Origin of the sequence: Amycolatopsis sp. NPDC048633 (assembly GCF_040650695.1) — a bacterium.
Taxonomy (GTDB): domain Bacteria; phylum Actinomycetota; class Actinomycetes; order Mycobacteriales; family Pseudonocardiaceae; genus Amycolatopsis.
Map to the genome: position 1 here is coordinate 587,131 of NZ_JBEZHS010000001.1, position 14,365 is coordinate 601,495.

Below are 14,365 nucleotides of genomic sequence, written 5' to 3' on the forward strand. Positions count from 1 at the left end.
ACCGGCGGGGACCAGCGCATCGGGTCTCCGAAGCGCTCGGTCACCGTCGGCGTTGACGGTTCACGCCGTCATCCTGGCACGAAGGTCCACGCTTTGGTCAGACGCGGTTGCTGATTTGTTGCTGAGAAAGGGGTCCTGAACAGGCGAAACGTTAGGAAGCCCGAGCATCGGACCTACGAGAGTAGGGCGCCGGTCCGCGTGCTCACCAGGAGTGGCCGCACGCGCACGCGGCCGTGCGCCTGCGTGATCACCCATTCCGGGGACGACGTTGTGATGTGCCGCACGGTGGGCCACAGCTTTTCGGGGGTTCCGGGTGGCGGAGCCCCCGGCCTGGGGCGAAGCCCCAGTTGTCACCTGCGTGGCACGATGGATCTCGTGGAGCAGAAATCCGTTCGTGAATCCGTCGTGTCCGCGTGGACCGACGACGTCATCCCGAGTCTGTCCGGGCTGGTGGCGATCCCCGCCTTGTCCCCGGCCTTCGACGCCGAGTGGGCGACGACCGGCCACCTGGCCGCCGCCGTCGACCACGTCCGCGAGTGGATCGCCGCGCGCGACCTGCCCGGGGCGACCTTGGACGTCGTGCAGCTCGAGGGCCGCACTCCCCTGTTGCTCGTCGACGTCCCGGCGACCCCGGGCGCGGCGGGCACGGGCACCGTCCTGATGTACGGCCACCTCGACAAGCAGCCCCCGGTCGGCGGCTGGTCCGAGGGCCTCGGCCCGTGGACCCCGGTGATCCGCGACGGCCGGCTGTACGGCCGCGGGTCCGTCGACGACGGCTACTCCGGCTACGCGGCGACGACGGCGATCGAAGCCGTCCACGCGGCCGGCGGCGAGCACGCCCGGATCGTGGTGCTCCTGGAGACGGGTGAGGAGTCCGGCAGCCCCGACCTGCCCGCGTACGTCGAGCACCTGGCCGACCGGATCGGCGAGGTCTCGCTGGTGGTCTGCCTCGACGCCGGCGGCAGCGACTACGAGCGGTTGTGGCTGGTCACGAGCCTGCGCGGGATGCTGCACCTCGACGTCACGGTGCAGCTGCTGGGCTCGGCCCAGCACTCGGGCATCGCGAGCGGCGTCGTCGCCAGCTCGTTCCGCGTGCTGCGGCGGCTGATCGAGCGGCTCGAGGACAGCGCGACCGGCGAACTGCTGCTCGACGAGCTCAAGGTCGACGTCCCGGCGAACCGGCTGGCGGAGATCAAGGCCGTCTCGCAGGACTTCCCCGAGGCGCTGACGACGGCGTTCCCGCTGGTCGAAGGCGGTCGCGTGATCACCGAAGACGCGCTGGAGCTGATGCTCAACAACGCGTGGCGCCCGACGCTGTCGATCATCGGCGCCGACGGCTTCCCGAAGCCCGCCGACGCCGGCAACGTCCTGCGCGAGAGCACGACGTTGACCCTGAGCTTCCGCCTCCCGCCGACGGCCGACGCCGAGAAGGGGCTCGAAGCAGTGAAGAAGGCCCTGACCACCGACGTCCCGTACGGCGCGAAGGTCACCTTCGGCCACAACCCGCAGGCGGAGGATGGCTGGAACGCGCCAACCGAGTCGCCGTGGCTGACGGCGGCACTGCAGACGGTCAGCGACGAGGTCTTCGGCCAGCCGCACCGCGCGACCGGCATGGGCGGCTCGATCCCGTTCATGGGCCTGCTCTCGCGCAAGTACCCGGAGGCGCAGTTCCTGGTCACCGGCGCCTGCGGTGCCGACTCGAACATCCACGTGCCGGACGAGTGGCTCCACCTGGACTACGCGCAGCGGGTCACCGAGGCCGTCGCGCACATCCTGGACGCGCACGCCCGCGGCTGACGAACGCCCCAAGGCGGCCTTGGTTGCGTTCAACGCACCGAAGGCCGCCTTGGGTGCGTCAGACGCACCGAAGGCCACATTGGGGCGCTCTAGCCCAGGCGGGTCAGGTGGACCGAGACATCCAAAGTGGACTGCCCACCGCCCGTGAAGATCCCCTTCAGCGGCGCCACATCGGCATAGTCCCGCCCCATCGCCACCCACACGTGCCGCGGCCCCACCGGGATCGCGTTCGTCGGGTCGTACGCCCACCACCCGCCGGTCCAGACGTCGACCCAGGCGTGCGACTCGCCTTCGACCACCTCGCCGAGCTTCGCGTCCGGCTTCGTGTGCAGGTAGCCCGACACGTACCGGGCCGGGACGCCGATCGCGCGCAGCATCACCAGCGTCACGTGGGCGAAGTCCTGGCAGACGCCTTCGCGGGCCTGCCAGGCGTCCGTCGCCGTCGAGTGGACGCCGGTCGTGCCCGGCTGGTACTTCAGCTGCTTGTTCACCCACTCGCACACCGCCAGCACCGACTCCGCCGGGTCGAGGCCGGTCCGCAGTGAACGGGCCTCGCGCGCCAACGCGACGTCGCGCGGGGTGTAGTCGGTCGGGGTCAGGTACTCCGTGCGGTGGTCGACGACCGTGTCACTGCGGAGGTCCTTCCACGACGCCGTGCGGATCGGCTCGGCTTCGTCCGCGGTCTCGACCACCGACGTCGCCAGCACCGTGAACTCCGTGTGCGGTGCATGCAGGTCGAACGACGTCACGACCGTGCCCCAGTAGTCCGTATATCGATACGCGCGGGTCGCCGGGGCCGTCTCGATGCGCGTCGCGACCGTCGTCTGGCGCCGGTCCGAGCGCGGGGTCAGCCGCGCCTCGTTGTACGACTGCGTCGCCGGCGTCGCGTACCGGTACCCCGTCCGGTGCGCCACCCGCAGCTGCCACGTCACAGCGAAACCTCCGCACCGCTCCACGCCACCCACGGCGACGTGCTGAAGTACTGCAACGACACCGCTTCGCCGATCTCCTTGATCGTCGTCTGCAACGCCCCGAGCCGCCGCGGCAGGTCGTCCAGCAGGTCCGCCGGGCGGAGGAACTCCAGCTCGCTGCGGGCCCGGCCGAGCTGACGCAGGGCCTCGGACTTCTCGTTGTTGCGCGCCCCGCCGCCCGGGTCGAGCCGCTGCAGGCACTCCTCCGCCTGCCGCAGCGCGTGGAACACCGAGCGCGGGAACAGCGTGTCCCGCAACAGGAACTGCACGACGCGGCCGGCGTCCAGCGCGCCCCGGTACGTCCGCAGGTAGGTGTCTTGCGCGCCGGCCGAGCGCAGCACCGTGATCCAGCCCGGCGAGGACGCACGGTCCGCGACCCGCGACAGCAGCAGCCGGACCAGCATGTCGGCGCGTTCGATCGAGCGGCCGAGGACCATGAACAGCCAGCCGTCGTCGCGGCTCATCGTCGAGTCGGCGAGCCCGGCGAACATCGCCGCGCGCTCCTCCACGAACGACAGGAACGCGTGCGGCCCGGCGCGCCGCGCGTAACGCTGCCGGTCGGGCACCGCGTTCCACGTCGCGTTCAGGCATTCCCACAGCTCGGTCGAGACGACTTCGCGGGCGCCCCGCGTGTTCTCGCGCGCCGAGTTGATCGAGCCGACGATCGACGCCGGGTTGTCCTTCGCGTACGCCACCAGCTCGGTCAGCTTCCAGACGTCGAGCGACTCCCCGTCGGGGGTGTCGATGCCCAGGACGGCCAGGAGCTGACGGCTCGCGTGGTCGGGGTCGACCGTCGCGTCCTCGAGCAGCTGGTGGACCGAGACGTTGAGGATCCGGGAGGTGTCGTCGGCGCGTTCGACGTACCGGCCGATCCAGTACAGCGACTCCGCGTTGCGTGCCAGCATCTCCGACCCCCTAGCTCTGCTGTTGCTGCTGCTGTTGGGACGAGGTCAGTTCGGGGCCCTGTTCGGCGACCAGCCCGTCCACAGTGGACATCGTGCCGAGCGCGGGCTGTTCCAGTTCCCGCTCGACGGTCGACGCCCGGGACGCCAGCACCCAGGTGTCCTTCGAGCCACCGCCCTGCGACGAGTTGACGACCAGGCTGCCCTCCGGCAGCGCCACCCGCGTCAGGCCGCCGGGCAGGACGAAGATGTCCTTGCCGTCGTTCACCGCGAACGGCCGCAGGTCGACGTGCCGCGGCGCGAGCCGGTCCTCCACCTTGGCCGGCACGGTCGAGAGCTGGACGACCGGCTGCGCGATCCAGCCGCGCCGGTTCGCGCGCACCTTCCGCCGCAGCGTCGCCAGCTCCGCCGGGGTCGCCTCGGGCCCGAAGACGATCCCGTAGCCGCCGGAGCCGTCGACCGGCTTGATGACCAGCTCGTCGAGGTGCGCCATGACGTGGTCGTGCTCGTCCGGCAGCCAGCACCGGAACGTGTCCACGTTGGGCAGCAGCGGCTTCTCGTTCAGGTAGTACTTCACCATTTCGGGCACGTAGGTGTAGACGAGCTTGTCGTCGCCGACACCGTTGCCGACCGCGTTCGCGACGACGACGTTGCCCGCGCGCGCCGCGTTGAGGACGCCGGCGATGCCGAGCACCGAGTCCGGCCGGTAGTGCACCGGATCGAGGAACTCGTCGTCGATGCGCCGGTAGATGACGTCGACCGGGCGTTCGCCCTCGGTGGTCCGCAGGTAGACGACGTTGTCGCGGCAGAACATGTCACGGCCTTCGACCAGTTCGACACCCATCAGCCGGGCCAGCAGCGAGTGCTCGAAGTACGCCGAGTTGTGCACGCCGGGGGTGAGCACGACGACCGTCGGGTCGGCGACGTTCGCCGCGGCCGCCGCGCGCAGCGCCCGGAGCAGGTGTGACGCGTAGTCCCCGACCGGCCGGACGCGGTGCTGGGCGAACAGGTCCGGGAAGACCCGGGCCATCGTCCGCCGGTTCTCCATCACGTACGACACCCCGGACGGGTTGCGGAGGTTGTCCTCCAGCACCCGGAACGTGCCCTCCTCGTCGCGCACCAGGTCCACTCCGGACACGTGGATGCGCACACCGTTCGGCGGGTTGATGCCGAACGCCTCCCGCTGGAAGTGCTCGCACGAGGTGATCAGCCGCCGCGGCAGCACGCCGTCGCGCAGGATCTGCCGGTCGCCGTAGATGTCGGCGAGGAACGCTTCGAGCGCGCGGACCCGCTGCGCGACGCCGCGTTCGAGCTTCGACCACTCGGTCGCCTGGATCACCCGCGGCACCAGGTCCAGCGGGAACGGGCGCTCCTGCCCGGACAGCGAGAACGTGATGCCCTGGTCGACCATCGCCCGGTCCAGCGCGAGCGACCGCGAGTTCAGGTCGTGCGCATCGAGCGCCGCGATCGACTCGTAGAGCGCGCGGTAGGGGCCGCGGACCGTACCGTCGGCGGCGAACATCTCGTCGTACGCGCCGGCGTGCGGGCGTTCCGGCGAGAGGTACCCGTCGAACCGCGCCCCCGGCCGGGTGATCCGGCGGGTCGTCGCCTTCCTCGCGCGTCGACCGGACGGGGGCAGCCGGGGCGGGGTCGCGTTCATGAACGACATCCTCACCCACGTGCCCCTTCGTGCGCGACACTCCCGCATAGGTGGGTGCGGTACGAAACGTCGCCGTAACTCGACAGTGCTGTGCTTTGGTATGGATGAGTGGCAATATGCGTGCTCTCACGAACTGAGAACTACGAGGAGTGACGACGTGGCCCGAGGACCCCAACTCAAGGCGCTCGCCCTGATCCCGGCGCTCGCCCTGGCGGCCGCCGCCCTGACCGCGTGCGGGGGCGACGAAGGTGGCACGGCGGCCGGCGGTGTCCAGACCATCGCGGCCGGCAAGCTCACGACCTGCACGCACCTGCCGTACCAGCCGTTCCAGGTCAAGCAGGGCGACAAGATCGTCGGCTTCGACGTCGACCTCGTGGACCTGGTCGCGAAGAAGCTGAGTGTCCAGCAGAGCATCGTCGACATCGCCTTCGAGAACATCGAGTCGGGCGAGGCCATGAACACCGGCCAGTGCGACCTCGCGGCGGCGGGCATGACGATCACCGACAAGCGCAAGCAGAAGTTCGACTTCTCGGAGCCCTACTTCGAGGCCACGCAGGCACTGCTGGTCAAGGCCGGGTCCCCGATCAAGGACTTCAGCAACGTCGCGGGCAAGAAGATCGGCGTCCAGTCGGCCACGACCGGCGCCGACTACGCCAAGGAGAACGCGAAGGGTGCCGAGATCGTCACGTTCGACGACCTCGCCCTGGAAGAGCAGGCCGTGAAGAACGGCACTGTGGACGCGGGCGTCAACGACAACGGCGTCCTGTACGACTTCGTCAAGACGAACCCGGACACCGCGGTGGTGAAGGAGTTCAAGACGAACGAGTTCTACGGGATCGGCATCAAGCAGGGCAACACCGCCCTGGTCACCGCCGTCAACGACGCCCTCAAGACCTCGGTCACGGACGGCACCTACGCGCAGATCTACCAGAAGTGGTTCGGCAAGGCCCCGACCTGGCTGCCAGGTAACCCCACTCAGTAAGACCCCCGCCTGTGGCCGGTGCTTCGGCACCGGCCACAGCGGTGTTTCCGATGCCCGTTCCGGGCTTGCCTGAGGAGTGAAATGGCACTAGGCCGACGCCAGCGACGATCGGCGTTCCGGGGTGCACAGTACGTCCTGCTGCTCGTGATCGTGGTGGTCTTCGCGTTCCTGGCCAACTGGGGTCAGATCGGGCGGGCGTTCTTCGATCTCGACGTCGCGGCACAGCAGTTCCCCGACGTGGTCACCGTCGCGCTCAAGAACACCATCATCTTCACCGCGCTCGGTTTCGCGCTGGGCTTGGGGCTGGGCCTCGTGTTCGCGCTGATGCGGCTGTCCTCGGTCGGCGCGTACCGGTGGTTCGCGCGCGGGTACATCGAGTTCTTCCGCGGACTGCCCGCGCTGCTGATCTTCCTCGCGGTCGGGGTCGGCGTCCCGATCGCCTTCCCGGACACGCACCTGCCGCGCAACGTGTCCATCATGATCGCGCTGGGCATCGTGTCCTCGGCCTACATGGCCGAGACGATCCGGGCCGGCATCCAGGCCGTGCCGCGCGGGCAGGTCGAGGCCGCCCGCTCGCTCGGCATGTCGCCGACCCGGGCGATGATCACGATCGTCATCCCGCAGGCGTTCCGGATCGTGCTGCCGCCGCTGGCCAACGAGCTGATCATGCTGACGAAGGACTCGTCGCTGGCCTTCCTGCTCGGGACCACGCCGGCGCAGCAGGAACTGGCGCAGTTCAGCCGCCAGGCGCTGCTGGAGGCGAAGGGCCTGACGCCCATCGTCGTCGCCGGGCTCTGCTACCTCGTCATCACCATCCCGCTGTCGATCCTGCAGCAGCGGCTGGAAAAGAAATACGGCGCCGGGGTGTCCGGCGGAGGTGCCACATGACCGACGTCATCGTCGAAATCTCCGGGCTGCACAAGGCGTTCGGCTCGCTCGAGGTGCTCAAGGGCATCGACCTGCAGGTCGAGCGCGGCCAGGTGGTCTGCATCATCGGGCCGTCCGGCTCGGGGAAGTCCACGCTGCTGCGCTGCGTGAACCTCCTGGAGGAACCGCAGCAGGGCAAGATCGTGGTGAACGGCAACGAGATCACCCACGAGGACGTCGACATCGACGCGGCCCGGCGCAAGATCGGCATGGTCTTCCAGGGCTTCAACCTCTTCGCGCACCTGTCGGTCCTGGAGAACCTCACCGTCGCCCAGCGGAAGGTTCTCAAGCGGGGCAAGGAAGAGGCGGAGCGGATCGCGCGCGAGAACCTCGAGAAGGTCGGCCTGAGCGAGAAGGCGACCGCGCTGCCCGGGCAGCTTTCCGGCGGGCAGCAGCAGCGCGTCGCGATCGCGCGGGCGCTGTCGATGAACCCGGACGTCATGCTGTTCGACGAGCCGACGTCCGCACTGGACCCGGAGCTCGTCGGCGACGTGCTCGCGGTCATGCGCCAGCTCGCCGAAGAGGGCATGACGATGCTGGTCGTCACGCACGAGATGCAGTTCGCCCGCGAAGTGGCGGACAGCGTGCTGTTCATGGACGGCGGCGTCGTCGTCGAGCAGGGGCCGCCGAGCCAGGTGATCGGCGACCCGCAGCACGACCGCACGAAGTCGTTCCTCGACCGGGTGCTCAACCCGACCGCGTCGTCGGACGGCTGACCTCGTCCCCGAACCGGCCGCGCGGTACGCACCGCGCGGCCGGTCTGGCGGGAATTCGGCCGTCGACCTGCGAAACGCCTGCGAATACCGTTCACCCTCGGCTACCTTGAAGGGGAGACCACGGGTTGAGGGGGAGCGATGCCGGGGTTCCGACGCAACGGGCCCCGTGATTCGTCGAACGGGGAGGCGGGTCCGGCCATGACGACCGAGAGCGTCCTGCCGCCGCTCGACCCCTTCGCCGGGATCCCCGACAAGCGCTACGAGGTCAAGGCCTCCGAGCTGCTGAAACCCGGCAACGGCGGGCTGTTGCGCTGGCGCCGGCAGGCCACGAACGCACCGATCGTCTACGTCGAGGACGCCTACATCACCGGCACGCTGGACCTGCGCGCCGCGGACCTCAAGTACCTCTTCCGGTTCGAGCGCTGCCGGTTCGAGCAGCCGCCGGACGTGCGCGAGGCGAACCTGCTCGGCCTGGTCTTCCGCAAGTGCTGGCTGCCCGGGCTCAAGGCCCGCAACATGCGCAGCCGCAACGACGTCCGGCTGATCCGCAGCGTCGTGCAGGTCGACGGCGCCGACCGCGAGATCGAGGAGACGACGGTCCAGCGCGGCGACGACCGCGAACGGGGGATGCCGAACGCCGCGGTCAACCTGACCGACGCCGTGATCGAGGGGTCGCTGGTGCTGACCCGCACGGTGATCGCCCACCCGCACGGCAAGGCGATCCACGCCGACCGGCTGGTGCTCGCCGGCGCGCTGCTGGCCTACCGGATGGTCGCGAACGGCGAAGTCCGGCTCCCCGGCCTGCGGACCGGCGGTAACGTCAACTTTTCGGGCGCCACGCTGAACAACCCGGACGGCTTCGCGCTCAACGGCAACGGCCTGCACATCGGCGGCAGCCTGCTCTGCGAGGTCGACAACTACGGGCCCGCCAGCCAGCGGAAACGCTTCTCCGCGACCGGGATCATGTACCTGCCGAGCGCCACGGTGGACAGCGACATCGTGCTGCGCGAGGCGAAGCTGACCGTGTCCCAGCAGGGCCCGATCGTCGTCGACGCGTGGAAGTCCAACGACCCGTACCTCGACCCGCGCCCGGCGCTGGTCGCCGACCGGATGCGCGTCGACGGCAACGTCGAGCTGTCGGACGGCCTGCAGGCGCTCGGCACGTTGCGCATGGTCAACGCCCGGATCGGCGGCTCGCTGCGGCTGGCCGGCGCCGAGATCAGCGTGGTGCGCGGCAAGTCGCAGCCGTACTACGACCGAGCGCTGCACCTCGATGGCACCGAGATCGGCGGCGACATCGAGGCGACGAGCCTGCGCGTCCCGGCCGGCCAGCTGCGGCTGGCCGACGTCACCGTGGGTGGCAACTTCCTGGCCTGGAACTCGATGTTCCGCCACCCGGGCCGGGACGTGTTCTCGGCGCGCCGGTCGAAGATCGCGGGCAACTTCCAGCTCACGGACGCGACGATCCACGGCACGCTGCGGCTGCAGGGCGTCGAGGTCGGCGGCTCGATCAACCTCGCCGGGACGCGGCTGACGGAGCCGGGCATGCGCTCGACCAGCAGCTTTTCGCTCGACATCCGCACCGGCCGGATCGGCCGCGACCTGACGCTGCGCGACAACAACGGCCGCCCGTTCGTCGCGGAGGGCGGCGTCAACCTCGACGGCGCACAGGTCGCCCGGCGCGTGGACCTGCGCGGATCCCAGCTGGGTTCGCTGTCCCCGTTCCTGGTGGCGCTCGACGCGGGCGACGTCGCGGCGGACGAGTTCACGCTGACGCCGACGGTCCCCCCGACCGGCCGGGTGGTGCTGCGCCGAGCGCACTGCGGAACGCTGACCGACAACGAGGCGTTCTGGGCCGCGTCCGGCGGCATCGAGCTGGAGGACTTCCGCTACGACGCCCTGGGCAAGGGCATCCCGCTGGCCGACGACAAGGCCCTGGACCACCGCATCGACCTGCTGAGCAAAGCGATGCGCGGCTACCGGCCGGGCCCGTACGACCAGCTGGCCCACATGCTCCGCGCGGCGGGCAACGAAGAGCACGCGTCGACGGTGGCGTTGCGCAAACAGCAGTTTCGCTACGAAGCGCTGGCCCAGGGCTTCAAGTTCTTCGGGCCGGGCGTGCGGCTGTGGAGCTGGCTGCAGAGGTCGATGGTCGGGTACGGCTACCGCCCAGTGCGCGCGCTGGGCTGGCTGTTCACGCTGCTGGTGCTGGGAAGCCTGTGGTTCGGCTTGGGATCGGACGACTGCGTTCATTGGCAGTCGACTGACCAGGCGCACCAGATCATCGCGAACGGGCCGCGCTGCGTGGTGAACCAGCAGGACACGGGGCTGCAGTGGAACCCGGTGATCTACACGGCTGATTTGCTGGTGCCGATCGTGGACTTCGGGAACAAGTCCCGCTGGTACATGCACGGACCGGACAACTGGGTGGCGGCCGGGTTCACGGCTTCGGGCTGGATCCTGGCGACCACGGTGGCGGCGGGTGTCAGCCGGATGCTGCGGCGGGAGAACTGAGCGATCTCGGGGCTTATCCGGCTTTCTAGCGCTGGTCTGAGATAGCGCCAGATACAGCAAGCTTGACTTCACCTAACCGTGGTCTCTGACATACCCTCGGTATGTCCCTCGACGTGGAGGTCCCATGACTGCGCCCAATGCCACCGGCCGGATCGAGATCGGTGTCGCTCCCGAAGTCGTATACGCCCTGGTCAGCGACCCTGGGAAGCTGGCGGACGTGGCCGAGGAGTACGCCGGGCATCGGTGGGTCGGCGGTTCCGACGGGCCCGCGGTCGGCGCGAAGTTCCGGGGTCGCAACCGGCGGGGCTTCCGGCGCTGGCGCACCCTGTCCACCATCACCGACGCCGATCCCGGGCGGCGGTTCGGCTTCGAAGTGACCTCGGTGGCCGGGTTGCCCGTCTCGCGCTGGCAGTACGACTTCGAGCCCGCCGGCGATGGCTGCGTCGTCGTCGAAAGCATGTGGGAGCGGCGGCCGGCCTGGTTCAAGGTGCCTACCTCGACCGTCACCGGGGTCTGGGACCGGGATGCGGCCAACGCCGAGAACATCGCCGCCACGCTCGCCCGGCTGAAGCGGGCCGCCGAAGTCAGTCGATGAAGCGGGACCAGAACGGGATGTACCTCGGCCCGTCCGGTGGGGCCGTGCTGATGCCGCCCGTCGCGAACTCGCGGTTCAGGTAATCCCGCAGGTCGGAGCCGTACACGATGATGTCCGTCTGGTACACCGACAGCACCGGGTAGCCCGCCGTTTCCGGGAAGCCCGGCAGGTACCGGTGCCCGCAGACCGGCACCAGCTGCGGGACGTCGGCCAGGCGCCGGCGGGCTTCGCGGACCGCGTCCTCCGGGCCGACCGGGCGCGTGCCCCAGTCCGGCAGCCAGAAGCCGTTGTGCTCGACGTCGTAGAGCACGCCGTCGACCGGCCAGGCCAGCCGTTTGCGCAGCTGCTCCGGATTTCCGCAGCGCCAGTCCGGCCAGCGGTCGCCGATCGGGACGCCGGCGGACAGGAACGTGCGGTGGTCCGCGGCGAAGCGGAAACCGAACCGGCGCTCGACGTCGTCGAGCTCGGGTCCGGTCAGCCCGGGACGCACCGGTTCCCGGAGGTTCTCCTGCAGGTGCCGTGCCTCCTCGATGGTGAGGGCGCCGGCCGGCTGGACGGGGGTCATGTCCTGAGCCTAAGCGGCGGCTCACCCCGCCGCGCGTCCTTTTCCGCCGTTTTTGCGGGCACCCCCGTGGGGTGAGTTTGTTCTCTCATCGGCTGAACTCCGGAACAGAGCGTGAGCGCGTGTAGTTCACTCTTGCCGTGACTTCACCCCGACCGCAGGCCCGCGTGCGCGCCCCCGAGCTGCGCGGCGACGTCTGGCTGAACACCGGCGGACGCCCGCTCACCCTCGCCGAGCTGCGCGGGCGCATCGTCCTGCTGGACTTCTGGACCAGCGGCTGCATCAACTGCCTCCACGTGCTCGACGAGCTGCGTCCCCTCGAGGCCGAGTTCGCGGACGTGCTCGTCACGATCGGCGTCCACTCGCCGAAGTTCCTGCACGAGGGCGAGCGCGCGTCGATCGAAGCCGCGGTCCGGCGCTACGAGGTGCACCACGCGATAGTCAACGACCCGAAGATGGAGCTGTGGTCGCAGTACGCGGTCCGCGCGTGGCCGACGCTGGCGGTCGTCGACCCCGAGGGGTACGTCGTGCACGTCGCCGCGGGCGAAGGGCACGCAGAGGCGCTTCGCCGCGTCATCGCGGAGCTCGTGAAGAAGCACGAAGCGAAGGGGACGCTTCGTCGCGGCGGCAGCCCGTACGTCCCGGTCGAGGAGCAGGTCAGCGAGCTGCGGTTCCCGAGCAAGGCCGTCGCGACGGCCGAGGGGCGCGTCCTCGTCGCGGACACCGGGCACCACTCCGTCGTCGAGTTCGCTTCGGACGGCGAGACGGTCATCCGGCGCTTCGGCAGCGGGGAGCGCGGTGGGCAGGACGGGCCGTTCGACGTCGCGACGTTCGCCGAGCCCTCCGGTATCGCGCTGCTGCCCTACGACGTCGCCGAGCGCGCCGGTTACCACGCCGTGGTCGCCGATACCGCCGGTCACCGGCTGCGCGGCCTCGACCTGATCACCGGCGAGGTGACCACGGTCGCCGGCACCGGCGCGCAGTGGCGCACCGGACCGGACTCCGGCAAGGGCGTCGGGGTCGACCTCACGAGCCCGTGGGACGTCGCCTGGTACGGCCCGGTCGGCGGGATCGTCGTCGCGATGGCGGGCAATCACACGCTGAGCGTGTTCGACCCGGTCTCCGGCACCATCCGCCGCTTCGCCGGAACGACCGTCGAAGGCCTCCGAGACGGCGACGTCGGCGAAGCGTTCTTCGCGCAGACGTCAGGTCTCGCCGCCGACGGCGACAAGCTGTGGCTCGCCGACGCGGAGACGTCGGCGCTGCGCTGGATCGAACCCGACGGCGAGTCGTTCACCGTGCACACGGCGATCGGGGTCGACCTCTTCTCCTTCGGTCACACCGACGGCCCGGCCGACAAAGCGCTGCTGCAGCACCCGCTCGGCCTCGCCGTGCTGCCCGGCGACAAGATCGCGATCGCGGACACCTACAACGGCGCCGTACGCCGCTTCGACGTCTTCACACGCGAAGTGACCACGATCGCCACCGGGCTTTCGGAGCCACAGGGACTGCTGCTGCACGACGGCGAACTGCTGGTCGTCGAGTCGGCGGGCAACCGGATCGGCCCGCTGCCCGCGGGCGAACCGACGCTCGTCGCGGGTGGCGCGCACGCTGTACGCAGGCCGCCGACAGTGCTCGCACCAGGCGAGATCGACTTTTCGGTGGTGTTCACGGCACCGCCGGGCGAGAAGCTGGACGACCGTTTCGGCCCGTCGACGCGGCTGGAGATCAGCGCGTCGCCGCCTTCACTGCTGGCCGACGGTGTCGGCACCGGCACCGATCTGAAACGCAAGATCCGGCTCGCGGCCGGCGTCACCGAAGGTGTGCTGCAGATCGTCGCGCAGGCCGCGAGCTGCGATGACGGCGGCGAGCACCCGGCGTGCCGGATCACCCGGCAGGACTGGGGCGTCCCGGTGCGGCTGCAGGCGGACGGGGCGCGGGAGCTGAGCCTGGTCATGGCGGGTGAGCCCGCCGAGTAGCATGCGAGGCGTGTCTGACGGGGCGAAACTCGAGATCCAGATGCTGCACGACCGCGTGCTCGTGCGGCTGTCCCCGGAAGAGGGCGAGCGCCGCAGCAGCGGCGGCATCGTGATCCCGGCGACGGCGCAGGTCGCGCGCCGGCTCGCGTGGGGTGACGTGCTGGGCGTCGGGAACAGCGTGCGCAACGTCAAGATCGGCGACCGCGTGCTCTTCAACCCGGACGACCAGTTCGAGGTCGAAATCCGGGGCGCGGGGCACCTGGTGATGCGCGAGCGCGACATCCACGCGGTAGCGACCGAGCGAACCGAACACGGAACGGGCCTCTACCTGTAGGGCGGGGGCGTGGCAGAAGACAAGGCGCGGGAGCCCGCCGAGGTGCGGGAGCTCGAGCCTGTGACCGCGGAGTCGCCTGCCGCGGTTGAGGTCGTGGTGGAGTCGACCGCTGGGGTCACGCCCGCGGAATCGCCGGTCGTGGCCGAAAGTGCGACTGAGCCCGCGGCCGCGGAGACTCCTCCCGCGGTCGAAGTGGCAGCGGCGGAGCCGCCCGCCGCCGAACCCGCCGAATCGGGCGCAGAACTCGAAGCAGCGCCCGCGGATCTGCCCGCCGCGGCCGAAACAGCTGCGGTGCCGGTCGCCGAGACCCCAGCCGCGGAGCTGCCACCTACAGCCGAGCCGGATGAACCGCTGGCCGGGGCCGCGGATCCTCCCGCCGTTACCACCGATCTCTTCGCCGATGATCTTCTCGGCGAACTCCTCGAG

Annotated in this window: 12 protein-coding genes; 8 read left to right on the forward strand and 4 right to left on the reverse strand. The window is 70.1% G+C overall.

Features of this window, described 5'->3' with window-relative positions; translation table 11 throughout:
- Positions 1 to 375 precede the first annotated feature (375 nt).
- Entirely contained in the window at positions 376 to 1,797 is a 1,422-nt protein-coding gene (locus tag AB0C38_RS02935) for a M20/M25/M40 family metallo-hydrolase (protein ID WP_360665504.1), read from the forward strand.
- Between the two features lie 89 nt (positions 1,798 to 1,886).
- Here AB0C38_RS02935 and AB0C38_RS02940 read toward each other — a convergent pair whose 3' ends face one another.
- Genes AB0C38_RS02940 through AB0C38_RS02950 form a run of 3 tightly spaced genes read right to left on the reverse strand, consistent with a single transcriptional unit; the run spans position 1,887 to position 5,339 of the window.
- On the reverse strand, positions 1,887 to 2,729 hold the full coding sequence (locus tag AB0C38_RS02940; protein WP_360665507.1) for a transglutaminase family protein: 843 nt from the start codon (positions 2,727 to 2,729) through the stop codon (positions 1,887 to 1,889).
- The gene (locus AB0C38_RS02945) at positions 2,726 to 3,673 is read right to left on the reverse strand and encodes an alpha-E domain-containing protein (protein ID WP_360665511.1); all 948 of its coding nucleotides are present in this window, start codon (positions 3,671 to 3,673) and stop codon (positions 2,726 to 2,728) included. The genes AB0C38_RS02940 and AB0C38_RS02945 overlap by 4 nt, the downstream gene beginning before the upstream one ends.
- 10 nt (positions 3,674 to 3,683) lie before the next feature.
- On the reverse strand, positions 3,684 to 5,339 hold the full coding sequence (locus AB0C38_RS02950; protein WP_360667455.1) for a circularly permuted type 2 ATP-grasp protein: 1,656 nt from the start codon (positions 5,337 to 5,339) through the stop codon (positions 3,684 to 3,686).
- Positions 5,340 to 5,487: 148 nt separating this feature from the next.
- On the opposite strand from AB0C38_RS02950, the gene AB0C38_RS02955 reads away from it, so the two are divergent.
- The 5 genes from AB0C38_RS02955 (at position 5,488) to AB0C38_RS02975 (ending at position 11,064) form a co-directional block, all read left to right on the forward strand.
- Positions 5,488 to 6,312, forward strand: coding sequence for a transporter substrate-binding domain-containing protein (locus AB0C38_RS02955; RefSeq protein WP_360665514.1), 825 nt, complete (start codon positions 5,488 to 5,490; stop codon positions 6,310 to 6,312).
- Positions 6,313 to 6,393: 81 nt separating this feature from the next.
- Positions 6,394 to 7,200, forward strand: a complete 807-nt coding sequence (locus tag AB0C38_RS02960; RefSeq protein WP_360665517.1) for an amino acid ABC transporter permease — start codon at positions 6,394 to 6,396, stop codon at positions 7,198 to 7,200.
- Positions 7,197 to 7,955: an amino acid ABC transporter ATP-binding protein gene (locus tag AB0C38_RS02965; protein ID WP_360665520.1), complete on the forward strand. Its 759-nt coding sequence runs from the start codon at positions 7,197 to 7,199 to the stop codon at positions 7,953 to 7,955. The genes AB0C38_RS02960 and AB0C38_RS02965 overlap by 4 nt, the downstream gene beginning before the upstream one ends.
- Positions 7,956 to 8,153: 198 nt before the next feature.
- Positions 8,154 to 10,469, forward strand: coding sequence for an oxidoreductase (locus AB0C38_RS02970; protein WP_360665523.1), 2,316 nt, complete (start codon positions 8,154 to 8,156; stop codon positions 10,467 to 10,469).
- A 124-nt stretch (positions 10,470 to 10,593) separates the two neighbouring features.
- Positions 10,594 to 11,064 (forward strand): SRPBCC family protein, encoded by a 471-nt coding sequence (locus tag AB0C38_RS02975; protein ID WP_360665526.1) that lies wholly within the window; start codon positions 10,594 to 10,596, stop codon positions 11,062 to 11,064.
- On the opposite strand, the gene AB0C38_RS02980 is transcribed toward AB0C38_RS02975, so the two are convergent.
- Positions 11,054 to 11,629: a hypothetical protein gene (locus AB0C38_RS02980; RefSeq protein ID WP_360665529.1), complete on the reverse strand. Its 576-nt coding sequence runs from the start codon at positions 11,627 to 11,629 to the stop codon at positions 11,054 to 11,056. The genes AB0C38_RS02975 and AB0C38_RS02980 overlap by 11 nt on opposite strands.
- 164 nt (positions 11,630 to 11,793) lie before the next feature.
- Between AB0C38_RS02980 and AB0C38_RS02985 the strand changes: the two genes are divergently transcribed.
- The gene (locus tag AB0C38_RS02985; protein WP_360667457.1) at positions 11,794 to 13,605 is read left to right on the forward strand and encodes an NHL domain-containing thioredoxin family protein; all 1,812 of its coding nucleotides are present in this window, start codon (positions 11,794 to 11,796) and stop codon (positions 13,603 to 13,605) included.
- 1 nt (position 13,606) lies between these two features.
- On the forward strand, positions 13,607 to 13,939 hold the full coding sequence (locus AB0C38_RS02990; protein WP_360665532.1) for a co-chaperone GroES: 333 nt from the start codon (positions 13,607 to 13,609) through the stop codon (positions 13,937 to 13,939).
- The last annotated feature ends 426 nt before the right edge of the window (positions 13,940 to 14,365 follow it).

Excerpts from the sequence above, each read along its gene's own strand:
- AB0C38_RS02970 (WP_360665523.1), top strand. The coding sequence starts at position 8,154 with ATGACGACCGAGAGCGTCCTGCCGCCGCTCGACCCCTTCGCCGGGATC.
- AB0C38_RS02980 (WP_360665529.1), bottom strand. The coding sequence starts at position 11,629 with ATGACCCCCGTCCAGCCGGCCGGCGCCCTCACCATCGAGGAGGCACGG.
- AB0C38_RS02960 (WP_360665517.1), top strand. The coding sequence starts at position 6,394 with ATGGCACTAGGCCGACGCCAGCGACGATCGGCGTTCCGGGGTGCACAG.
- AB0C38_RS02965 (WP_360665520.1), top strand. The coding sequence starts at position 7,197 with ATGACCGACGTCATCGTCGAAATCTCCGGGCTGCACAAGGCGTTCGGC.
- AB0C38_RS02950 (WP_360667455.1), bottom strand. The coding sequence starts at position 5,339 with ATGTCGTTCATGAACGCGACCCCGCCCCGGCTGCCCCCGTCCGGTCGA.
- AB0C38_RS02975 (WP_360665526.1), top strand. The coding sequence starts at position 10,594 with ATGACTGCGCCCAATGCCACCGGCCGGATCGAGATCGGTGTCGCTCCC.
- AB0C38_RS02990 (WP_360665532.1), top strand. The coding sequence starts at position 13,607 with ATGCGAGGCGTGTCTGACGGGGCGAAACTCGAGATCCAGATGCTGCAC.
- AB0C38_RS02945 (WP_360665511.1), bottom strand. The coding sequence starts at position 3,673 with ATGCTGGCACGCAACGCGGAGTCGCTGTACTGGATCGGCCGGTACGTC.